Source organism: Bacillus sp. C-3-6 (genome assembly GCF_054509685.1).
In genome coordinates this window covers 4150912-4172648 of record NZ_CM137247.1, presented here as the reverse complement: position 1 = coordinate 4172648, position 21737 = coordinate 4150912, and the positions used below count along the sequence as shown (strand labels likewise).

Annotated in this window: 22 protein-coding genes and 1 other annotated feature; of the genes, 19 read left to right on the top strand and 3 right to left on the bottom strand. The window is 37.1% G+C overall.

Features of this window, described 5'->3' with window-relative positions:
- Window positions 1-3 precede the first annotated feature (3 nt).
- Window positions 4-1290 (bottom strand): replication-associated recombination protein A, encoded by a 1287-nt coding sequence (locus tag ACW0JX_RS21430; RefSeq protein WP_000812919.1) that lies wholly within the window; start codon window positions 1288-1290, stop codon window positions 4-6.
- A gap of 293 nt (window positions 1291-1583) precedes the next feature.
- On the opposite strand from ACW0JX_RS21430, the gene cymR reads away from it, so the two are divergent.
- From cymR to ACW0JX_RS21395, 7 genes are all read left to right on the top strand, one after another.
- Complete coding sequence (gene cymR / locus ACW0JX_RS21425) at window positions 1584-2000, top strand: cysteine metabolism transcriptional regulator CymR (RefSeq protein WP_000704116.1); 417 nt, start codon at window positions 1584-1586, stop codon at window positions 1998-2000.
- 35 nt (window positions 2001-2035) lie between these two features.
- On the top strand, window positions 2036-3181 hold the full coding sequence (locus ACW0JX_RS21420) for a cysteine desulfurase family protein (protein WP_053563619.1): 1146 nt from the start codon (window positions 2036-2038) through the stop codon (window positions 3179-3181).
- Window positions 3182-3197: 16 nt separating this feature from the next.
- Window positions 3198-4313, top strand: a complete 1116-nt coding sequence (mnmA, locus tag ACW0JX_RS21415; protein ID WP_001038010.1) for a tRNA 2-thiouridine(34) synthase MnmA — start codon at window positions 3198-3200, stop codon at window positions 4311-4313.
- Window positions 4314-4422: 109 nt separating this feature from the next.
- Window positions 4423-5082 (top strand): tetratricopeptide repeat protein, encoded by a 660-nt coding sequence (locus tag ACW0JX_RS21410; RefSeq protein WP_000066411.1) that lies wholly within the window; start codon window positions 4423-4425, stop codon window positions 5080-5082.
- Window positions 5083-5177: 95 nt separating this feature from the next.
- Window positions 5178-7514: an SF1B family DNA helicase RecD2 gene (gene recD2 / locus ACW0JX_RS21405; RefSeq protein ID WP_000528080.1), complete on the top strand. Its 2337-nt coding sequence runs from the start codon at window positions 5178-5180 to the stop codon at window positions 7512-7514.
- A 127-nt stretch (window positions 7515-7641) separates the two neighbouring features.
- Window positions 7642-7830 carry a hypothetical protein gene (locus tag ACW0JX_RS21400; RefSeq protein WP_000469281.1) on the top strand — a complete coding sequence of 63 codons (189 nt, stop codon included), beginning with the start codon at window positions 7642-7644 and terminating at the stop codon, window positions 7828-7830.
- Between the two features lie 18 nt (window positions 7831-7848).
- Window positions 7849-7977 carry a YrzQ family protein gene (locus ACW0JX_RS21395; protein WP_001053553.1) on the top strand — a complete coding sequence of 43 codons (129 nt, stop codon included), beginning with the start codon at window positions 7849-7851 and terminating at the stop codon, window positions 7975-7977.
- Between the two features lie 45 nt (window positions 7978-8022).
- Here the strand turns inward: ACW0JX_RS21395 and ACW0JX_RS21390 are convergent, their stop codons facing one another.
- Window positions 8023-8235 carry a hypothetical protein gene (locus ACW0JX_RS21390; protein WP_000242539.1) on the bottom strand — a complete coding sequence of 71 codons (213 nt, stop codon included), beginning with the start codon at window positions 8233-8235 and terminating at the stop codon, window positions 8023-8025.
- Window positions 8236-8411: 176 nt separating this feature from the next.
- On the opposite strand from ACW0JX_RS21390, the gene ACW0JX_RS21385 reads away from it, so the two are divergent.
- Window positions 8412-9479 (top strand): AI-2E family transporter, encoded by a 1068-nt coding sequence (locus ACW0JX_RS21385; protein WP_000793129.1) that lies wholly within the window; start codon window positions 8412-8414, stop codon window positions 9477-9479.
- A gap of 44 nt (window positions 9480-9523) precedes the next feature.
- Here ACW0JX_RS21385 and ACW0JX_RS21380 read toward each other — a convergent pair whose 3' ends face one another.
- Window positions 9524-9868: a PH domain-containing protein gene (locus tag ACW0JX_RS21380; protein ID WP_000209466.1), complete on the bottom strand. Its 345-nt coding sequence runs from the start codon at window positions 9866-9868 to the stop codon at window positions 9524-9526.
- Between the two features lie 241 nt (window positions 9869-10109).
- Window positions 10110-10329, top strand: a binding site (T-box leader).
- A 40-nt stretch (window positions 10330-10369) separates the two neighbouring features.
- Here ACW0JX_RS21380 and alaS point away from each other — a divergent pair.
- The 11 genes from alaS to ACW0JX_RS21325 all read left to right on the top strand — a co-directional run bounded on the left by alaS (window position 10370) and on the right by ACW0JX_RS21325 (window position 21698).
- Entirely contained in the window at window positions 10370-13012 is a 2643-nt protein-coding gene (alaS, locus tag ACW0JX_RS21375) for an alanine--tRNA ligase (protein WP_144465081.1), read from the top strand.
- Between the two features lie 76 nt (window positions 13013-13088).
- The gene (locus tag ACW0JX_RS21370) at window positions 13089-13355 is read left to right on the top strand and encodes an IreB family regulatory phosphoprotein (protein WP_000348591.1); all 267 of its coding nucleotides are present in this window, start codon (window positions 13089-13091) and stop codon (window positions 13353-13355) included.
- 3 nt (window positions 13356-13358) lie between these two features.
- On the top strand, window positions 13359-13772 hold the full coding sequence (ruvX, locus tag ACW0JX_RS21365) for a Holliday junction resolvase RuvX (protein ID WP_001221193.1): 414 nt from the start codon (window positions 13359-13361) through the stop codon (window positions 13770-13772).
- A 12-nt stretch (window positions 13773-13784) separates the two neighbouring features.
- The gene (locus tag ACW0JX_RS21360) at window positions 13785-14063 is read left to right on the top strand and encodes a DUF1292 domain-containing protein (RefSeq protein ID WP_000392245.1); all 279 of its coding nucleotides are present in this window, start codon (window positions 13785-13787) and stop codon (window positions 14061-14063) included.
- Between the two features lie 224 nt (window positions 14064-14287).
- Window positions 14288-15358, top strand: coding sequence for an endolytic transglycosylase MltG (gene mltG / locus ACW0JX_RS21355; protein ID WP_000572138.1), 1071 nt, complete (start codon window positions 14288-14290; stop codon window positions 15356-15358).
- A gap of 203 nt (window positions 15359-15561) precedes the next feature.
- Window positions 15562-16203: an O-methyltransferase gene (locus tag ACW0JX_RS21350; RefSeq protein WP_000389102.1), complete on the top strand. Its 642-nt coding sequence runs from the start codon at window positions 15562-15564 to the stop codon at window positions 16201-16203.
- Window positions 16204-16210: 7 nt separating this feature from the next.
- Complete coding sequence (locus tag ACW0JX_RS21345) at window positions 16211-17140, top strand: peptidase U32 family protein (RefSeq protein ID WP_000742793.1); 930 nt, start codon at window positions 16211-16213, stop codon at window positions 17138-17140.
- An 18-nt stretch (window positions 17141-17158) separates the two neighbouring features.
- Window positions 17159-18439 (top strand): peptidase U32 family protein, encoded by a 1281-nt coding sequence (locus ACW0JX_RS21340; RefSeq protein WP_000217961.1) that lies wholly within the window; start codon window positions 17159-17161, stop codon window positions 18437-18439.
- 17 nt (window positions 18440-18456) lie between these two features.
- A complete protein-coding gene (udk, locus tag ACW0JX_RS21335; RefSeq protein WP_000537080.1) occupies window positions 18457-19095 on the top strand; it encodes a uridine kinase in 639 nt (212 codons plus the stop codon).
- Between the two features lie 278 nt (window positions 19096-19373).
- The gene (gene greA, locus ACW0JX_RS21330; RefSeq protein WP_014894880.1) at window positions 19374-19850 is read left to right on the top strand and encodes a transcription elongation factor GreA; all 477 of its coding nucleotides are present in this window, start codon (window positions 19374-19376) and stop codon (window positions 19848-19850) included.
- Window positions 19851-19943: 93 nt separating this feature from the next.
- On the top strand, window positions 19944-21698 hold the full coding sequence (locus ACW0JX_RS21325; protein WP_071729611.1) for a peptidoglycan D,D-transpeptidase FtsI family protein: 1755 nt from the start codon (window positions 19944-19946) through the stop codon (window positions 21696-21698).
- The last annotated feature ends 39 nt before the right edge of the window (window positions 21699-21737 follow it).

Here is a 21737-nt window from a genome sequence, read left to right as displayed (position 1 = left end):
ATGTTACCCTTTATTTTTCGTTTTATTCGAAGTTTGTAATCTTTCATAAACAGTAGAAAGTGCTTGCTCAAATTTCCCTGTCGTTTTCGGTTTATAATATTGCTTGTTTTTTATTTTATCAGGTAAGTATTGTTGCCTTACCCAGCCATTTGGATGGTCGTGTGGATATAAATATCCAATGCCTCTTCCGAGTGATTCTGCGCCTTTGTAATGACTATCTTTTAAATGGCTTGGAATGTCACCTGTTTGACCGTTGCGTAAATCGTGTAATGCAGCATCAAGTGCTTTATAAGCTGAATTTGATTTTGGTGATAAGCATAGCTCTATAACGGCATTTGCAAGTGGGATGCGTGCTTCTGGGAATCCAACTCGTTCAGCTGATTCAATTGCAGCTAGTGTACGCGGTCCAGCTTGTGGGCTAGCAAGTCCAATATCTTCATAAGCCATAATAAGAAGGCGTCTGCCAATACTTTGTAAATCACCTGCTTCAATAAGGCGTGCTAAATAATGGAGCGCTGCATTTACATCACTTCCGCGTACTGATTTTTGAAATGCTGATAATACGTCATAATGAGCATCGCCGCCTTTGTCGTGAACGAAGCTCTTCTTTTGTAAGCATTCTTCTGCAATCTCGAGTGTGATTTCAGCCGCTTGATCGTCTGTAGTAAAGCTAGATAATACAGCAAGTTCAAGTGCGTTATAAGCGGAACGCATATCACCACCAGAGGCATTTGCAAAATGATGTAGTGCTTCATCTGTTACCGTTACAGCATATTCTCCAAGGCCTTTTTCTTTATCTTCTAAAGCTCTTTTTAACCCAATTAAAATATCATCTTCTGTTAGTGCGTGTAATTCGAAAATTTGACACCTGCTTCGAATAGCGGAGTTTATTGCATGGAATGGATTACTTGTCGTTGCACCAATTAAAGTAAGAAGTCCGCTTTCTAAGTGGGGTAATAGAAAGTCTTGCTTTGCTTTATCTAGACGGTGAACTTCATCTAGAATTAAAACGAGGTGTCGATGCATCTTTGCTTCTTGTACGACAACTTCCATATCTTTTTTATTGTGAGTAACAGCGTTTAATAGACGAAACGGGGTACCGGTACTTCCTGCAATTGCACTGGCAATGGATGTTTTTCCTGTACCTGGAGGACCGTATAAAATCATAGATTGAAAATGATTTGCTTGGACCATTCGCCATAAAATCTTTCCTTCACCAACTAAATGTTGTTGCCCAATAATTTCTTGAATATTTGTAGGGCGCATTCGATGTGCGAGTGGTTGTTTCATTTAGACCGTCTCCCTTAATATATAATCTCGTTCTATCGTATCATTTTTTTCTACGAAATTTGAAATAGGATGCTGTTTTATGGGAAAAATGAAGAAGAATATTTTCATTTTTCTTTCAATTGTAATAATTTCCGAGTTTTTCAATGTGATTTTATGTTATCATTTTGATACACAAGTTGAAATTTCTTATAATACTATATTATGCTATAATTTCATAGGATTTTAAATTGTGTTCTTTTTATAAATAAGATATAACCAATAGAAGTGAAAATTTGAAAAGAGGTGCAAAATAGATGAAGATTTCAACAAAAGGCCGCTATGGCTTAACAATTATGATTGATCTTGCAAAAAAGTTTGGTGAAGGTCCGATTTCATTAAAATCAATTGCGCAGGCGCATGACTTATCCGAGCATTACTTAGAGCAATTAATTTCACCACTTCGTAACGCTCGTCTTGTAAAGAGTACGCGCGGGGCATATGGCGGATATGTATTATCTGATCAACCGGCTAACATTACAGCTGGGGATGTAATCCGTGTATTAGAGGGACCGATTAGTGTTGTAGAAATGATAGAAGAAGAAGAGCCAGCACAGCGCCAGTTATGGATGCGTGTTCGTGATGCGGTGCAAGAAGTGTTAGATAGTACAACGTTAGAAGATTTAGTACGTTATGAGGAAGAAAATCACGGGGGCTATATGTTTTACATTTAATTCCTTGTGAAACGATTTGGAAAGAAGGAGATTTAATGGAACGCATTTACTTAGATCATGCTGCGACATCTCCGACTCACCCAGAAGTGGTCGAAAAGATGATTCCATATATGACAGAAATATTCGGGAACCCGTCTAGTATTCACTTTTATGGACGTCAAACTCGTCACACAGTAGATGGGGCGAGACGAGTGTGTGCACGCAGCATTCATGCGAATCCGAATGAAATTATATTTACGAGTGGTGGTACAGAAGCTGATAATTTAGCGCTTATAGGTGTAGCACGTGCGAACCGTCATAAAGGTAACCACATAATAACGACGCAAATTGAACATCATGCGATTTTGCATACGTGCGAATTGTTAGAGCGTGAAGGGTTTGAAGTGACATATTTACCTGTCGATGAAACAGGACGCATTCAAGTTTCTGACATACAAAAGGCATTAACAGAAGAGACGATTCTTGTATCTATTATGTTTGGGAATAATGAAGTAGGGACAATGCAACCAATTGTGGAAATAGGAAAGCTGCTAAAAGAGCATCAAGCTTATTTCCATACAGATGCGGTACAAGCTTACGGTTTAGTAGAAATTAATGTGAAAGAGTTTGGTATTGATTTATTATCAATTTCAGCTCATAAAATTAATGGGCCAAAAGGTGTAGGGTTCTTATTCGCTGGTGCAAATGTGAAATTTGAGCCGTTATTAATAGGCGGAGAGCAAGAAAGAAAACGCCGTGCTGGTACGGAAAATGTGCCTAGTATTGCTGGGCTTCAGCATGCAATTCTTATAGCTGAAAAAACTCGTGAGCAAAAAAATGCCCAATATGAAGAGTTTAAAGATATAATGGTATCTGTCTTCAAAAATGAAGGCATTACTTTCGAGGTAAACGGAAACTTAGAACATCGCTTACCGCATGTACTTAATGTAAGTTTTACAGGAATGAACATTGAACCGTTTCTTGTGAACTTAGACCTAGCTGGCATTGCAGTATCAAGTGGTTCTGCTTGTACAGCTGGTTCGATTGATCCATCACATGTATTAGTAGCGATGTTTGGAAAAGACTCCGATCAAATACGTTCATCCGTACGCTTTAGTTTTGGACTTGGAAATACGAAAGAGCAAATTGAAAAAGCGGCGTACGAAACAGTGAAAATCGTGAAGCGATTAACACAAAATTAGCATGGGAGGTGACATGATGAACAAACTACCTCACGAAACACGCGTTGTCATCGGAATGTCCGGTGGCGTCGATTCATCTGTAGCAGCACTTTTATTAAAAGAGCAAGGTTATGATGTAATCGGAATTTTTATGAAAAACTGGGATGATACAGATGAGAATGGTGTCTGCACAGCAACAGAAGATTACAATGATGTAATTGAAGTGTGTAACCAAATTGGTATTCCGTATTATGCAGTAAACTTTGAAAAACAATACTGGGATAAAGTATTTACGTACTTCTTAGATGAGTACCGAGCTGGTCGTACACCAAACCCAGATGTAATGTGTAATAAAGAAATTAAATTTAAAGCATTTTTAGAGCATGCAATTGCGCTTGGTGCCGATTATGTAGCAACAGGTCATTATGCACGCGTTGCTTATATGGACGGCGAATATAAAATGCTTCGCGGCGTTGATGACAATAAAGATCAAACATACTTCTTAAATCAATTAAGCCAAGAGCAATTATCAAAAACAATGTTCCCGTTAGGTGAACTGAAGAAACCACAAATTCGTGAAATGGCGAAAGAAGCTGGCTTAGCGACAGCGGCGAAAAAAGATAGTACAGGTATTTGCTTCATTGGGGAGCGTAACTTTAAAGATTTCTTAAGTAACTACTTACCAGCACAACCAGGTGTAATGCAAACATTATCTGGTGAAGTGAAAGGGAAGCATGACGGTTTAATGTATTATACAATTGGACAACGTCATGGTCTTGGAATTGGTGGTAATGGTGATCCATGGTTTGCTGTTGGAAAAAATCTAAAAGAAAACATTTTATATGTTGATCAAGGATTCCATAACGAACTTCTATATGGTGATGAAGTTATTGCTACGAATGTAGGATGGGTAAGTAACAAAGAAAAAGAAACAGAATTTAAGTGCACGGCGAAATTCCGTTATCGTCAAGAAGACAATAAAGTAACGGTTCAAATCGTTGATGAAAATACAGTTCGTATTCTTTGTGATGAGCCAATTCGTGCAATTACACCAGGACAAGCAGTCGTTTTCTATGATGGAGATGAGTGCTTAGGCGGTGCTACAATTGATGAAGTATACCGTAGTGGTAAGAAATTGGATTATTTAGGATAAATGAGAAGCCTCTGCCGATTAGCGGTTAGAGGTTTCTTTTACATAAAGCGAATTTTCGTTCGCTTGGAAAATACATTCTTTGTTATAATTTGTTGTAGAGGTGAAGGACATGTCAAACAAACTTGAAACAGGTATTCAATATATGCAAGAAGGAAATTGGGAAGAAGCAGCTAAAAATTTTACAGAAGCAATTGAAGAAAATCCGAAAGATGCGCTTGGATACATTAATTTTGCAAATTTATTAGACGTATTAGGAGATAGTGAGCGAGCGATTTTATTTTATAAACGTGCATTAGAGTTAGATGATAAATCTGCAGCTGCTTATTATGGCTTAGGAAACGTATATTATGGCCAAGAGCAATTTACTGAGGCGAAAGTTGTATTCGAACAAGCAATGCAAGCTGGATTACAATCAGCTGATGTAACATTTATGTTAGGTATTACACATGTACAGCTTGGAAATGATCGTCTTGCACTACCATTCTTACAAAGAGCAACAGAATTAGATGAAAACGATGTAGAAGCTGTATTCCAGTGCGGACTTTGCTTTGCGCGACTAGAACATATTCAAGAGGCGAAACCTTATTTTGAAAAGGTATTAGAAATGGATGAAGAGCATGCAGATGCGTATTACAATTTAGGTGTTGCTTACGTATTTGAAGAAAATAACGAGAAAGCTCTCGCTTTATTTAAGAAAGCAACTGAAATTCAGCCAGATCACTTTTTAGCTGGTAATGGCGTTCGTTTATTAGAGCAAGAAGCTGAATAAGATAAAAATATAGTTTAATGGGTAGTTATCCCTCATCTAAAAAGGTGGGGGATGTACTGCTCATTAAAGTGAAAATATCGGAAAGGAGAGGAAAGATGGGAAATCAACATGCAATGGATTTGTTTGAGGAAGAGAAAAAATTTATAAAAGCGCAAGTTCTTCATACCATTTTCCACAACGAAGAAAACCTCTATTCCGTTGTCAGTATGAAAGTCATTGAAACGAATGAAACGTATGACGAAAAGAAAGTAATGATAAACGGTCATTTTCCCCGCATGCATGAAGATGAAGTGTTTACATTGACAGGTCACTTTAAGGACCATCCAAAGTATGGAAAACAATATATGGTTGAAACATTTAAAAAAGAATTGCCGCAAACAAAAGCAGGTATGGTGCAATATTTAGCGAGTGATTTATTTAAAGGGATAGGAAAGCGTACAGCGGAAAAAATTGTGGATCATCTCGGGGAACATGCTATTTCTAAAATTATGGATGACCCTGAGGCGTTAAATGGTGTTGTTAACAAACAAAAGGCTCAGGAAATATATGAGACAATTGTTGAACATCAAGGATTAGAGAAAGTAATGAGCTTTTTAAATGGTTACGGTTTTGGAACGAAACTTTCTATTAAGATTTACCAGCAATATAAAGAGATGACATTAGAAGTGATTCGTAATAATCCGTATCAACTTATTGAAGAAGTGGACGGGATTGGTTTTGGACGAGCGGATGATATAGGGCGTGCGTTAGGGATATCGGGTAATCACGACGACCGTGTACGAGCGGGATGTTTTTACACATTAGAGAATGTCTCATTGCAACTTGGTCACGTTTATATGAGGAAAGATCAACTTGTAAGAGAAACGATGTCACTTTTAAACAATCAAGAAGGAAGAGTGACTGAAGAAGATATTATAGGTTGTATTGAAACGATGCAAAGTGAAGGGAAAGTCATCATAGAAGAAGAACGAGTGTATTTAGCAACTTTATTCTACTCTGAAAAAGGTGTTGTAAAGTCTATTCGTCGATTGATGAATCAAGAGGAAACACCTTCATTTCCTGAAGCAGAAGTGTTAAAAACATTAGGTGAAATTGAAGAACAGTTGAATGTACAATATGCACCATTTCAGCAAGAAGCGATTCAAACGGCACTTCATAAACCGATGATGTTATTAACAGGTGGACCAGGAACAGGAAAAACAACCGTTATTAAAGGGATTGTTGAAATGTATGCGTCACTTCACGGATTATCGTTAAATCCGAATGAATACAGTGATGATAATCCATTTCCAATACTATTAACAGCTCCAACAGGAAGAGCAGCGAAGCGGATGAGTGAATCGACAGGACTTCCAGCTTGCACAATTCACCGTTTGCTTGGCTGGACGCCAGAAGGATCTTTCCAGCGTAATGAAACGGATCCTGTCCAAGGTAAGCTCCTTATTATCGATGAATTTTCAATGGTTGATATTTGGCTCGCAAATCAGCTATTTAAGTCGCTACCAACGAATATTCAAGTTATCGTTGTAGGTGATGAAGATCAGTTGCCATCTGTAGGACCTGGACAAGTATTAAAAGATTTATTAAATGCAGGTGCAGTTCCGACAGTGAAGCTTACTGAAATTTATCGTCAAGCAGAAGGCTCATCTGTTATTCAACTTGCCCATGCGATCAAAGACGGCACACTCCCGCCAGATTTAGCGCAAAATAAAAAAGATCGTTCGTTTATCAGCTGTACAGGGGCTCAAATTGTTGAGGTTGTGAAAAAAGTTTGCGAAAACGCTAAAACAAAAGGCTTTAGTGCAAGGGATGTTCAAGTATTAGCACCGATGTACCGCGGGCCTGCTGGTATTAATGTATTAAACGAAGCGCTGCAACAAGTATTTAACCCGAAAAGGGAAAAGAGTAAAGAAATCCAGTACGGTGATGTTGTATACCGAAGAGGCGATAAAGTACTGCAACTCGTTAATCAGCCGGAGAGCCAAGTTTTTAATGGGGATATCGGAGAAATTGTTTCGGTGTTTTATGCGAAAGAAAACGTTGAGCAACAAGATATGATTATCGTTTCATTTGATGGAATTGAGGTAACGTATACAAAGCCGGATTTAAATCAAATTACACATGCATATTGTTGTTCGATTCATAAATCACAAGGTAGTGAATTTCCGATTGTTATTATGCCGATTGTGAAAAGTTACAACCGTATGTTACGCCGTAATTTAATTTACACGGGCATTACAAGAAGTAAGAAGTTCCTTATTATTTGCGGGGAAGAAGTAGCTTTCCAATCTGGTGTAAATCGCCTTGATGATGCAATGCGTCAAACAACTTTAGCTAGTCGCTTGCAGGAATCACAAGGAGAAGTACAGATGGTCACAGTTAATGGCGAGGAAATGGACGTGGAAAACATTTCACCGTATGATTTCATGTAACAAGGTGAAATTATATAGTGAAACTTTCAAACGCATAGCGTTGAAAGGCTCCAGCAATGTATAAATGAATGCGGTTTGGACATAATGGCGAATAGAATCTGGGAGACTGTAAGGAGATGAAAGCCATATGTTCATTTGTCCAAATTGCAAAGGGAAAGACATTGGGAAAATAGGTGTCAACCAATTTTATTGCTGGAATTGTTATATCGAATTATCGGTTTCAAAGGGGAAAATCCATACGCATCAAGTTGAGGAAGATGGTTCATTAAGCTCTCTTGATGATTTATTTGATGAGAATGAAAGAACGATTGGATAACGAAAAGGGGGATTTACTTTGAATCTACGCAATTCATTAATCGCATTAGGTGTTGGAGCTGCAGCATATCAATATGCTCGTAAGCAAGATGTATTTTCAAAACGCAATATGAAAAAAGCACGTAAGATGATTAAGTCTTACTTATAATCATTTCGATAAAGTGAAAACTCCCTTATAGACAAGGGAGTTTTTTTATGCACTCATATGCAAATAAAAAAGTCCAATTTCTGAGAAAAGATAAGATAGACCGTAACAGCCGACGCCAAGTATTCCATACTGCCATAATTGCTTCGCTTTTTCTTTACGTGAGGAACGAATAAAGAACCCCTTCCAAATACCAAAGCCGATACAAATCCATTCAAGAATCATAAAAAGTGCTGATAATCCAAGCATAAACAAAACCATAATTAGCCCTCCTGATTACATTATTTCATGCTGTATTCTCAGGGGTGGTTGTCCTTGTTATGTTATTTATATGTACGTCTTTAAAAAACAGTATGGTCCGTATGAAAAGATTTTAAAAGTTTCACACATAACCTAACCCATTTATTTTCAAAATAAAGGTGGAGGAGGTTTTTCATGTGAAGAATCTTAAAATCATTTGGATATATCGTTTAGGATTATTGTTACTTGTTTTTCTTTGTTTGCTCGTCTTTTTAAAAATTAAGCCACTATGGGCACCGATTATTTTTGTATTTAAAGTAGCGATTACGCCGTTTCTTATCGCCTGTTTTATTGCGTATTTATTGCACCCTTTAATTGAAAAAATTCATAAGGAAGGGATGCCCCGTACACTTGCCATTTTGCTCATTTATATCCTTTTCTTTGGTGGAATTGGTTATGGGATTTATAAAGGAACACCAGTCGTTATTAAACAGTTACAAGAGATTAATGAACAATTTCCGCAGTTTACAAAGATGTACGATTCGTGGATGGATGGCGTTACAGAACAAACAGCGAATTTCCCTTCGTTCATTCATGAAAAGGTGAAACAACTTTTTGTGGGTGTGGAAACGAAGATTCAAGCGCTTTTAAATAAAGTGATGAGTACAGCTCGTGGTGTACTCGATTCATTGCTCATTATTTTCTTAATACCGTTCATTGTATTTTACATATTAAAAGATTATGGTGAGTTTTATCATATCTTTTGGAAACTAGTCCCAAGTAAATGGCGAGGTACGGGGCAAATGCTTGCGAAAGAAATTGATAAGTCACTTGGAAGTTATATTCGAGGACAGTTATTTGTTTGTTTAGTATTAGGGGGAGTATCAGCTCTTTCTTTTTGGTTTATCGGTATGAAATATCCATTATTGCTTGGCATTATTATTGGGGTAACGGATATAATCCCGTACTTTGGTCCTATTTTAGGAGCGATCCCGACGTTAATGATTGCAGCAACAGTATCAACGAGTTTACTTATTAAGGCGGGGATTACGATTGCTATTTTGCAATTTGTGGAAAGTAACATTTTATCGCCTTACATTGTTGGTAAGTCACTTCGTATGCATCCTGTTATTATTATGCTTGCATTACTAGTTGGGGGGGAAGTAGCTGGTATTGTAGGATTACTAATATCGGTTCCGATTTTAGCAGTTATTCGTACTGTCATTGTTCATGTGAGACCTCTCTTGAAAAAAGAAAATGTGTAAGTATAGAAGCCCTCTATGTAAGAAATAGAGGGCTAATCATATATTTATTTAGAAAGCTGCTCGTGTATCTTTTGAACGAGGGAGCTCACATCATTTGTTTGAATATGTTTTATTTTTTTCCATTCATTATCATACATAAATACAATTTGATTGTTGAAAAGACGCTTTTGTTCTTTTAGATTAGAAATTTTTGCAAAAGAGTACTCTTCAAATATTGGATTCTTACTTACATCTGGCCCGTAAAAGAATAGCCTTTTGTTCGTTAAAATTAGCAATCCTGGCCTTGCGACGGAACGATAAATAAATATGTCTAATGAACATGCTGCGTAAAATAATATCGTTTCGTCAGTTGCTAATATGTTTTTAGCTTTGTTAAGTAAGGTTGTCATTGTGATCGCTCCTTTATTTTATTAACAATAATTTAATTATAGCAAAAAAAGTAATATTTAGAAATTTTTATAAATAATTATTGTAAGGAGATTCCAATTTATTAATAAACGCATAATATATGAAAAGGCTGTTAAGAATGAATAGTAGAATACCTATGATTAATAAGCGATTAATACAATATAAATGATTATCTACATTGACAAACTTAAGAGAATTCTATTATATTTAGTCATATAATACATTAAATCAATGACGGAACAAGTACGTTACAGTCCATTTATAGAGAGAAGCTTCCATATGGCTGAAAGAAGCTTTAAATGAAGGGTAACAGAAAGCTAATCCTGAGAGCAGCTAATCACTGCCGTCTTGCCACGTTACGGCACCATGAGGTGATGAATTGATTGTTATTGTAATCAATTCATAATTAGGGTGGTATCGCGAGTTAACTCTCGTCCCTTTTATAGGGACGGGAGTTTTTTATATTTAAGGAGGAAAATACAATGAAACAACTAACAGGCGCACAAATTCGTCAAATGTTTTTAGACTTTTTCCAAGAAAAAGGACATGCAGTAGAACCTAGTGCATCACTAGTTCCACATGAAGATCCATCTCTTCTGTGGATTAATAGTGGTGTAGCTACATTAAAAAAATATTTTGATGGACGTGTAATCCCACAAAATCCACGTATTACAAATGCTCAAAAATCAATTCGTACAAACGATATTGAAAACGTAGGGAAAACAGCTCGTCACCATACATTCTTTGAAATGTTAGGAAACTTCTCAATCGGTGATTACTTCAAAGAAGAAGCAATTACATGGGCTTGGGAATTCTTAACGAGCGACAAATGGATCGGATTCAATAAAGAATTACTATCAGTTACAATCCATCCAGAAGATGAAGAAGCATTCACAATTTGGAATGAGAAAATGGGCGTTCCAAAAGAGCGTATTATCCGCTTAGAAGAAAACTTCTGGGATATCGGTGAAGGACCAAGTGGACCGAATACAGAGATTTTCTATGACCGCGGAGAAGCTTACGGTAATGACTTTAGTGACCCAGAATTATATCCAGGCGGAGAAAACGAGCGTTACTTAGAAGTATGGAACCTTGTATTCTCTCAATTTAATCATAATCCAGATGGTTCATATACACCACTTCCTAAGAAAAACATTGATACAGGGATGGGTCTAGAACGTATGACATCTATCGTTCAAGATGTGCCTACGAACTTTGATACAGATCTATTCATGCCGATGATTGGTGCAACAGAATCAATTTCTGGTGAGAAATATCGTAATGGCGATTTAGAAAAAGATATGGCGTTTAAAGTAATTGCTGACCATATCCGTACAGTAACATTTGCTGTTGGTGACGGTGCTCTTCCTTCTAACGAAGGCCGTGGTTATGTATTACGTCGTTTATTACGCCGCGCTGTTCGTTATTCGAAGAAATTAAACATTAACCGTCCATTCATGTTTGAATTAGTACCGGTTGTTGGAGAAGTAATGAAAGACTTCTATCCAGAAGTACTTGAAAAGAAAGATTTCATTGCGAAAGTTGTGAAAAACGAAGAAGAGCGTTTCCATGAAACACTTCATGATGGTGAAGCAATTTTAGCTGAAGTTATTACAAAAGCAAAAGAAGAAAAAACAACTGTTATTTCTGGAGTAGATGCGTTCCGTCTATATGACACATACGGTTTCCCAATTGAATTAACAGAAGAATATGCAGAAGAAGCTGGCATGACAGTTGATCATGAAGGTTTTGAAAATGAAATGGAAAAACAACGTGAGCGTGCACGTGCTGCTCGTCAAGACGTTGACTCAATGCAAGTTCAAGGCGGTGTACTTGGAGAAGTTAAAGTAGCGAGTGAGTTCGTTGGTTACGGTACAGTTGCAACAGAAAGTAACGTTGTTGCACTTGTGAAAAACGGCGAATACACAGACAGCTTACAAGCTGGTGAAGAAGGACAATTAATGCTTGATGTAACACCATTCTATGCTGAGAGCGGTGGACAAATTGCAGACCGTGGTTACCTTCTTGCTGATGGCGTGAAAGTTCTTGTAAAAGACGTGCAAAAAGCACCAAATGGTCAAAACTTACACAAAGTTGTTGTTGAAGAAGGTACATTAACGAAAGATGCGGCTGTGAAAGCTATTATCGATACGAAAAACCGTAGTAGCGTTGTGAAAAATCATACAGCAACTCACTTACTACACCAAGCATTAAAAGATGTACTTGGAACACACGTTAACCAAGCAGGTTCTCTTGTAACTTCTGAACGTTTACGCTTTGACTTCTCTCACTTCGGTCAAGTACAAGCTGACGAATTAGAAAAAATTGAGCGTATGGTAAACGAGAAAATTTGGGAAAGTATTGATGTTGAGATTTCTCAAAAAGCAATCGAAGAAGCGAAAGAAATGGGCGCAATGGCATTATTCGGTGAAAAATACGGTGATGTTGTACGCGTTGTACAAGTTGGCGATTACAGCTTAGAGCTTTGTGGTGGTTGTCACGTTGATAATACAGCTTCTATCGGTATTTTCAAAATCGTTGCTGAGTCTGGTATCGGTGCAGGAACTCGTCGTATTGAAGCAGTAACTGGTAAGTCTGCATACGAATTAATGAACGATCAAGTAGGTTTATTAAAAGAAGCAGCAGGAAAAATGAAAACAAATCCGAAAGATATTTTAACAAGAGTTGATGGTCTATTTGCCGAAGTAAAACAACTGCAAAAAGAAAATGAATCTCTTGCTGCGAAATTAAGCAATATCGAAGCTGGAAACTTAACTGATTCTGTAATGACAGTTGATGGTGTGAATGTATTAGCAGCGAAAGTAAATGTTGCAGATATGAACAACTTACGTACGATGATGGATGATCTAAAAAATAAATTAGAGTCAGCAGTTGTTGTATTAGCGTCTGTTAATGACGATAAAGTAAACATCCTAGCAGGTGTAACGAAAGACTTAATTGGCCAAGGTTACCATGCTGGTAAACTTGTGAAAGAAGTAGCTTCTCGTTGCGGCGGTGGCGGTGGTGGCCGTCCTGATATGGCACAAGCAGGCGGTAAAAACCCAGCTCAAGTCGAAGAAGCTTTAGCATTTGTAAAAGAGTACGTTAAATCTGTTTCAAAATAAAGAGATAGTAGTGTACAATGGTAGGGAGAGGAGAAGTTCTTCTCCCTATACTTACTATATAAGTGAGGTGCTTGAAATGGACGGTTTTGATAAAACAATGAAGTTTAGCATTCAAGATGAAAAACAGAGTGTCCATGTAAATGATGTACTTTTAACTGTGTATGATGCACTTCAAGAAAAAGGCTATAATCCGATTAACCAAATCGTCGGTTATTTATTAAGTGGAGACCCAGCATACATACCTCGCCATAAAGATGCGCGTAGCATCGTTCGCAAGCTTGAACGTGATGAGATTATTGAAGAGCTTGTGAAGTCTTACTTGAAACATCATCGTGAGGAGTAGTTTATGCGGATATTAGGTTTAGATGTAGGTACAAAAACAGTCGGAGTTGCAATTAGCGACGAAATGGGCTGGACAGCACAAGGATTAGAAACAATTAAGATTAACGAAGAACGAGGTCACTTTGGTTTTGATCGTATTTCTGAGTTAGTAAAGCAGTACAATGTGGATAAAATAGTAGTAGGTTTACCTAAAAATATGAATGGTACAATTGGCCCACGTGGTGAAGCGTGCCAACAATTTGCAGAAAACCTACGAGAGCTGTTACAATTAGACGTTGTAATGTGGGACGAGCGTTTGTCAACGATGGCAGCGGAACGTCTACTCATTTCAGCTGATGTAAGTCGTAAGAAGCGAAAACAAGTAATCGATAAGATGGCTGCAGTCGTAATCTTACAAGGATTTTTAGATAGTAAATAAGAGGTGACCAAAATGGAAGAAAATCAAATTACAATTGTAGACGAAAAAGGTAACGAACATTTATGTGAAATTATTTTCACTTTTGATGCTGAAAAATTTGGTAAAAAATCATATGTAGTCTTCTCTCCAATCGGTGAAGTAGACGAAGATGGAGACCCAATTTATGATGCAATGGCTTATGAGCAAAATGAAGAAGAGGGCGGAAGCTTACTTCCAATCGAATCTGAAGAAGAGTGGGAAATGGTACAAGAAATGTTCAACACTCTTGCTGATGAGCAAGAAGCTGAATAATAGGTACTGAAAAGATGGACGACATACAGTCCATCTTTTTTTGTATTTATATGTAAAATGAAAGATTTTTTGTCGAAACTGTGTAAGTCTTTGTAGTATAATGAGACGGATTGTAGAAAAATAAAGTGTCTATTAAAAAAAGATAAGTGAATTTGTTGCGTTTTTACATCGTGCTGTATAGAAAGGTGTACATACGGTCTACAATTAAGTAAGGAGGAAATGTTTTGATAGAGAATCAAGTGAAAAAGAAGCGTAGACGCATCTTTTTATTTTCGATTATTGCACTGCTTTTAGTTTGTGGTTCAGTCTATGCGTATATTTCATCTGCATTAGGACCAGTTGATAGCGGGAATAAAAAAGAGATTGAAGTAGAAATTCCGAAAGGATCATCTACAAGTAAAATTGGAGAAATTTTAGAAGAAAAAGGCGCTGTAAAAAACGGTACAGTTTTTAGTTTTTATACAAAGGCTAAATCGAAAAGTTTACAAGCAGGTACATATTTATTAAACCCTTCAATGAATGCTGAAGATGTGATCGAACAAATGTCATCTGGCAACGTGCATCGTCCAGCTCTTTATAAAGTGACGATTAAAGAAGGGGCGCAAGTAACTGAAATTGCAGAAACGATTGCGACAGAACTAAAGTGGAATAAAGATGATGTTACGCGTCAATTAAACGATAAAGCATTTATTCAAAAAATGCAGCAAAAGTATCCGAAGTTATTAACGGATAAAATCTTTGATAGTAATATTAAATACCCATTAGAAGGTTATTTATATCCTGCAACGTATTCGTTTTATAAGAAAGATACAACGTTAGAAGAAATTGTAATTCCGATGCTTGAGAAAACAAATGCAATCATTGTTCAAAATGAGGCGAAAATGAAAGCGAAGAACTGGGATGTTCATCAGCTTTTAACATTATCTTCACTTATTGAAGAAGAGGCAACTGGTTTTACAGATCGTCAAAAGATCTCTAGTGTCTTTTATAATCGTTTAGCAAAAGGTATGCCGCTTCAAACGGATCCAACGGTATTATATGCACTTGGAAAGCATAAACAACGTGTATTATACGAAGATTTAAAGGTCAACTCACCGTACAATACGTATGTTGTAAAAGGATTGCCGGTAGGGCCGATCGCAAACTCTGGTAAACATTCAGTGGAAGCTGCGTTAGAACCTGCGCAAACAGATTATTATTATTTCTTAGCTGCACCAAGTGGTGAAGTGTACTATGCGAAAACATTAGAAGAGCATAATGCATTAAAGCAAAAATACATTACGAAAAAACAGTGAAATGGGGAGGGATAGCGAAAAAAGTCGCACATCCCTCTTTTTTGTGGTAAAATATATCGGGTTAAAAACTGGCAGAAGAATCGTTTTTAATATCAAAACGGGACGTACAAGCTAAGGGTAAAGCTGGCTTGTATTTTTATTGCATTCTATGTGGGAAAAGACGTCATAGAGGCACTTCTCCATGTAAATAAGGAGGACCATTTATGGAGGATGCAGTTAACGAGTACCTATTATCATTTATTGATCCGAAAGATAAATTAATTCTTGAAATGGAAGAATATGCAACAGAAAATCATGTGCCGATTATGGATCGACTTGGAATGGAATTTATGCTGCAATTTTTACGTTTAATTGGACCGAAAAGCATTTTAGAACTTGGAACAGCAATCGGTTATTCTAGTATTCGTATGATGCAAGCTATTCCAAATTCACGTATTGTGACAGTTGAGCGCAATCGTGAGCGATATGAAAAAGCACTTGAATATATAGAACGTTCCCCAGTAACAGATCGTATTTCAGTTATTTACGGTGATGCGTTAGAGACAGGTGAACAAGTAAAAGAACACGGGACATTTGACGTTATTTTTATTGATGCAGCAAAAGGACAGTATCGTCGCTTTTTTGACTTATATGAACCGTTATTAAATCCTGGTGGCGTAATTATTTCAGATAATGTTATGTACCATGGTCTTGTAACGACAAAAGAGAAGATTGAAAACAGACGTACACGTGGTTTAATCCGTCGTATTAAGACGTACAATGAGTGGCTTATGAACCATGAAGGATATGATACAACAATTTTCCCAATTGGTGATGGAGTAGCTGTTAGTAAAAAGAGAGGGTGACCAAGGTATGAAGAAACCTGAATTGTTAGTAACGCCAAGAGCGGTGGCGGATATCGAACTTCTTGCGAAAGCAGGAGCAGATGCGGTAATGATCGGTGAGCAAAAGTTTGGTTTACGTTTAGCAGGGGAGTTTTCACGTGAAGATGTAAAACAAACTGTGAAGATTGCGCATGAAAATGGTGTGAAAGTATACGTAGCAATGAACGCTATGTTCCACAACGATAAAGTAGAAGAATTAACAGATTACGTTTCATTTTTAAATGAAGTAAATGTAGATGCAATTGTTTTCGGAGATCCAGCAGTATTAATGGCTGTTCGCGAAGTAGCGCCAAATATGCAGTTGCACTGGAATACAGAAACGACAGCAACCAATTGGTTCACTTGTAATTACTGGGGCCAAAGAGGAGCGAAGCGTGCTGTATTAGCTCGTGAGCTAAGCTTAGATGAAATTGTTGATTTAAAAGAAAATGCTGAAGTGGAACTAGAAGTACAAATTCACGGTATGACTTGTATGTTCCAATCGAAGCGTTCATTAGTAGGAAACTACTTTGAGTATCAAGGACGTAATCTTGACATTGAAAAGAAAAAATATGAAGAGAATATGTTCTTATATGACCCAGAGCGTAATAATAAATATCCAATCTATGAAGATGAAAATGGTACTCATATTATGAGTCCGAACGATATTTGTTTCATCGATGAATTAGAGGAACTAATCGAAGCTGAAGTTGACAGCTTAAAAATCGATGGTGTACTAAAAAGTTCTGAATACATTATTGAAGTAACGAAGAAATATCGTCAAGCGATTGATTTATGCGTAGAAGATCGTGATGCGTATTATGACGTGAAAGATGCTCTATATAAAGAAATAGAAGAAATGCAACCAGTAAATCGTCCGTTAGACACAGGATTCTTCTTTAAAGAAACGGTTTACTAAACGAGGAGGGTGTAGGAAATGACTGTACAAGAAATTTCACGAGTGATCGATGGCAAGCGCGTTATTGTGAAGAAGCCTGAACTGTTAATCCCTGCGGGTAACTTAGAAAAATTAAAAGTAGCTATCCATTATGGGGCAGATGCTGTATATTTAGGTGGACAAGAATTTGGTCTTCGTTCGAATGCAGGTAACTTTACGCTGGAAGATATGGCAGAAGGCGTTGAATTTGCAAAGAAATATGGAGCGAAAATATATGTAACAACAAATATTTTCGCACATAATGAAAATATGGACGGGCTAGAGGAATATTTAAAAGGGATTGAAAAAGCTGGCGTAACGGGAATTATCGTTGCTGATCCGCTTATCATTGAGACGTGTAAACGTGTAGCGCCTTCTGTTGAGGTGCATTTAAGCACACAGCAATCACTATCCAACTGGAAAGCAGCACAGTATTGGAAAGAAGAAGGTTTACATCGTCTTGTATTAGCTCGTGAAGCAAGCTATGAAGAAATGAAAGAAATTAAAGACAAAGTGGATATTGAAATTGAAGCATTCGTCCATGGTGCAATGTGTATCGCATATTCAGGAAGATGTACACTAAGTAACCATATGACAGCGCGTGACTCTAATCGTGGCGGTTGTTGCCAATCTTGCCGCTGGGATTATGATTTAGTTCAAACAGTATCACAACATAAAGATGCAAAAGAGCTTCCTCTATTCCAAGAAGAAGATGCTCACTTTGCGATGAGTCCAAAAGATTTAAATTTAATTTTATCAATTCCGAAAATGATTGAAATTGGAATCGATAGTTTAAAGGTAGAAGGACGTATGAAATCAATCCATTATGTAGCGACTGTAGCAACTGTATATCGTAAAGTAATTGATGCTTATTGTGCGGATCCGGATAACTTTGAGTTTAAACAAGAATGGTTAGATGAGCTTGATAAATGTGCAAATCGTGATACAGCTCCTGCATTCTTTGAAGGGGTTCCAGGACATCAAGAGCAAATGTTTGGAAATCATAGTAAGAAAACAACGTATGATTTTGCTGGTTTAGTGTTAGATTATAATGAAGAAACGGGCATCGTAACGCTTGAGCAACGTAATCATTTCAAACCAGGACATGAAGTGGAGTTCTTTGGACCAGAAATAGAAAACTTTACGCAGACGGTGGAGAAAATTTGGGATGAGGATGGAAACGAATTAGATGCAGCGAGACATCCGTTGCAAATCGTGAAATTCAAAGTGGATCAACCAGTGTATGTGAATAATATGATGCGCAAAAGCATACTTCAATAAGAAAGAGTGGTAGTCGAATGGGGACGAATAAGCCTGTTGTAATTGGAATCGCTGGTGGTTCAGGATCAGGAAAAACAAGTGTAACGAAAGCGATTTTTGACCATTTTAAAGGTCATTCCATTTTAATCTTGGAGCAAGATTATTATTACAAAGATCAAAGCCATTTACCAATGGAAGAGCGTTTAAAAACAAATTATGATCATCCGCTTGCGTTTGATAATGATCTGTTAATTGAACATTTGCAGCAGTTGCTTGCATATGAGCAAATTGATAAGCCTGTATATGACTATACATTGCATACGCGTTCAGAAGAAATTATTCCAGTTGAGCCGAAAGATGTAATTATTTTAGAAGGAATTCTTATTTTAGAAGACCCACGTCTTTGTGAGTTGATGGACATTAAGTTATTCGTTGATACAGATGCTGACCTTCGTATTCTGCGCCGCATGCAGCGTGATATTAAAGAGCGCGGTCGTACGATGGATTCAGTTATTGATCAGTACGTAACTGTTGTACGTCCAATGCACAATCAATTTATTGAGCCTTCTAAGAAGTTTGCGGATATTATTATCCCTGAAGGTGGACAAAACCATGTTGCAATTGATATTATGGTGACAAAAATTGCAACAATTCTTGAACAAAAAGTAAATTTGTAATAGCATAGTAAAAGATATACGGTAGGAAGGGATTTTTTCCCTTCCCATCGAATACAATGAAACATGCAACCTCATCTATATATAGGTGAGGGCATATTTATATCAACTTTCCATACATATCTTCTTTATATAAAGAAGAATTGGAAATACGGGGTTGTATGTGACAACTCCGCTAGTGCAAGGGTACTAGAAACCTCCGCTAACAATGGAAGCGGAGGAGTTTTCATATGGAACTCCTCTTTTTTTCGGGGGATTGGTATATAAAAGGAGTGGAAAATATGTCAACAGAAAAAACATACCCTATGACGCAAGAGGGTAAGCAAAAACTAGAGAACGAACTTGAGCAATTAAAAACAGTAAGACGTAAAGAAGTAGTAGAACGTATTAAAATCGCACGTAGCTTCGGGGACCTTTCTGAGAACTCTGAGTACGATGCAGCGAAAGATGAGCAAGCATTCGTAGAAGGACGTATTACACAATTAGAAAATATGATTCGTAACGCAGTTATCATTAAAGATAATGGCGAAGTATCTACTGTTGTTACATTAGGTAAAACAGTAACATTTAAAGAATTACCAAATGGAGATGAAGAAGCGTACACAATCGTAGGTAGTGCGGAAGCTGATCCATTTGAAGGAAGAATTTCTAACGATTCTCCAATCGCAAAAAGCTTATTAGGTAAGCAAATTGGTGAGAAAGTAACAATCCAAACACCAGGCGGAGAAATGCAAGTAGAGATTGTCTCTGTAAAATAATAAAAAAATCACTCGTGTAAAAACGAGTGATTTTTTTATTTGTATAAAAGATGAAACACTCCGTCCAAACTATAACAGACGAGGTGTTTTTTTATGAAAATAAAACGGAGAATTACAATTGTTTTAATTTGTTTTATGGGCATTATGTTTTTATTGCTTTGTCGTTTAATTCAAATTCAAATTATAGATACAGAATCATTTACTGATCGCAAAATAAATTTAATTGAAAAAAGTGTTACGCAACGTACGCAATCCATTGCAGTAGACGATGGACGTGGGCAGTTTATAGATCGTAGTGGTAAAGAAATAGGTGAGGAAAAGTATCCTGTTTTAATTGTTTTTCCATTTTTACAAATAAAAAATGACATGTTAGAGAAAATCGCGCATATCATTGGTGTGTCGAGACAAGAGATCAGAAGACAAATGAAAAATAAAAAAAATGCATTTATACTGCAAGGGGAAACTGCTCCATTTCGAGTGACAAGAGAGCAGATGGAGAAGGTGAATCAATTACATGTATTAGGTATTGTAGCAGCTGAAGTGCGATTAAAACAAACTGGGGAGATAAATCATTTAATTGGTGATGTAGGGGAGAACGAAAGAGAATTTCAAAAGCGATATGGAGAAGTGAAAAAAATTTCAAAACAAACGCCGATAGGTATTTCAGGATTACAGCAATCATTTGATGAATTTTTATTGACTGATGGAGAGGCAAAAGTATTGTATCAAGTAGATCGGCAAGGAGAACCGATTTTCGGAAAGCAAGCGAAATATACTTCACCAGGAAATCCATTTTACCCCGTTAGGATTCAAACTACTTTACATAAAGGGTTGCAGCAAAAAGCAGAAGAAGTGATTGAAGCAAATGAAATAAAGAAGGGGGGATTAGTATTACTTGATGTAAAGACAAATGAAATATTAGCGATGGTCAGTAAGCCGTCTTTACAAGTAAGAGATAAGAATTTATATAAGACTACACTTGAAAATCAAATGTTAACGCCGCATTTTCCAGGCTCTGTTTTTAAAACAGTAGTTGCAGCTGCAGTCATTGATCAAAAAGTAAATTTGTTTAATCGGACATTTAATTGTAATAAAGATTTATATGGTGAAAACGACCCACAAGTTATGATGGGTACACTTAACTTCAAAGAGAGCTTTGCTAGGAGCTGTAACAGGACATTTTCTGAGTTAGGTAACGAGCTATTACAAAAGGATAGGACGGTGCTAGAAACATACGTAGCAGCTTTAGGAGCAAATGAAAAGGTCGGATGGAAAGGTTCTGTATTTCATACACCTCATTTCGAGCAAATGCCAGAAGAAAAAGGCTCTACTATTTGGGGGAATGAAGAAAACAAAAATAGTAAAAAAGCGGTAGAGCAAACAGCGATTGGACAGAAAGATGTACGTATATCACCTCTAGCAATTGCTAATATGATGGCGACGATTGCGAGGAATGGAGAAAAGATGGAAGTGAAAGCTGTTGAAAAAATAGTATATAAAAATGGAGCGGATTTTTTTACATTTGAGAACCATACGTTACATGGAAAACAGCTTTCGTATGAAACAGTGAAAACATTACAAGAGTTATTAAGAGGCGTTGTAACAAGGGAGAAAGGAACAGGAACGGCATTCCGCTCGTTACCGCTCAGTGTCGCTGGAAAATCCGGGACAGCGCAAACAGGGAAAGGGACGAGGGTGAATCGCTGGTTTGCAGGTTATTTTCCGTATGAGAATCCAAGATATGCTTTAGTTGTTGTTGATCTAGAGACTGATAACAAAGTGAATAAAGTCACACCTATTTTTAAAGATATGGTAGGAGCAATCTATCAATTGGAGAATGAAAAGTAATCTTGCAATTTATAGTGAATTGTTTTCATTTCATGAAAA

Excerpts from the sequence above, each read along its gene's own strand:
- ruvX (WP_001221193.1), top strand. The coding sequence starts at position 13,359 with ATGCGGATATTAGGTTTAGATGTAGGTACAAAAACAGTCGGAGTTGCA.
- ACW0JX_RS21420 (WP_053563619.1), top strand. The coding sequence starts at position 2,036 with ATGGAACGCATTTACTTAGATCATGCTGCGACATCTCCGACTCACCCA.
- udk (WP_000537080.1), top strand. The coding sequence starts at position 18,457 with ATGGGGACGAATAAGCCTGTTGTAATTGGAATCGCTGGTGGTTCAGGA.
- ACW0JX_RS21380 (WP_000209466.1), bottom strand. The coding sequence starts at position 9,868 with ATGACAACCTTACTTAACAAAGCTAAAAACATATTAGCAACTGACGAA.
- ACW0JX_RS21430 (WP_000812919.1), bottom strand. The coding sequence starts at position 1,290 with ATGAAACAACCACTCGCACATCGAATGCGCCCTACAAATATTCAAGAA.
- ACW0JX_RS21360 (WP_000392245.1), top strand. The coding sequence starts at position 13,785 with ATGGAAGAAAATCAAATTACAATTGTAGACGAAAAAGGTAACGAACAT.
- ACW0JX_RS21410 (WP_000066411.1), top strand. The coding sequence starts at position 4,423 with ATGTCAAACAAACTTGAAACAGGTATTCAATATATGCAAGAAGGAAAT.
- ACW0JX_RS21325 (WP_071729611.1), top strand. The coding sequence starts at position 19,944 with ATGAAAATAAAACGGAGAATTACAATTGTTTTAATTTGTTTTATGGGC.
- ACW0JX_RS21350 (WP_000389102.1), top strand. The coding sequence starts at position 15,562 with ATGGAGGATGCAGTTAACGAGTACCTATTATCATTTATTGATCCGAAA.
- greA (WP_014894880.1), top strand. The coding sequence starts at position 19,374 with ATGTCAACAGAAAAAACATACCCTATGACGCAAGAGGGTAAGCAAAAA.
- ACW0JX_RS21370 (WP_000348591.1), top strand. The coding sequence starts at position 13,089 with ATGGACGGTTTTGATAAAACAATGAAGTTTAGCATTCAAGATGAAAAA.
- ACW0JX_RS21400 (WP_000469281.1), top strand. The coding sequence starts at position 7,642 with ATGTTCATTTGTCCAAATTGCAAAGGGAAAGACATTGGGAAAATAGGT.
- mnmA (WP_001038010.1), top strand. The coding sequence starts at position 3,198 with ATGAACAAACTACCTCACGAAACACGCGTTGTCATCGGAATGTCCGGT.
- recD2 (WP_000528080.1), top strand. The coding sequence starts at position 5,178 with ATGGGAAATCAACATGCAATGGATTTGTTTGAGGAAGAGAAAAAATTT.
- cymR (WP_000704116.1), top strand. The coding sequence starts at position 1,584 with ATGAAGATTTCAACAAAAGGCCGCTATGGCTTAACAATTATGATTGAT.
- ACW0JX_RS21345 (WP_000742793.1), top strand. The coding sequence starts at position 16,211 with ATGAAGAAACCTGAATTGTTAGTAACGCCAAGAGCGGTGGCGGATATC.
- ACW0JX_RS21340 (WP_000217961.1), top strand. The coding sequence starts at position 17,159 with ATGACTGTACAAGAAATTTCACGAGTGATCGATGGCAAGCGCGTTATT.
- alaS (WP_144465081.1), top strand. The coding sequence starts at position 10,370 with ATGAAACAACTAACAGGCGCACAAATTCGTCAAATGTTTTTAGACTTT.
- ACW0JX_RS21390 (WP_000242539.1), bottom strand. The coding sequence starts at position 8,235 with ATGGTTTTGTTTATGCTTGGATTATCAGCACTTTTTATGATTCTTGAA.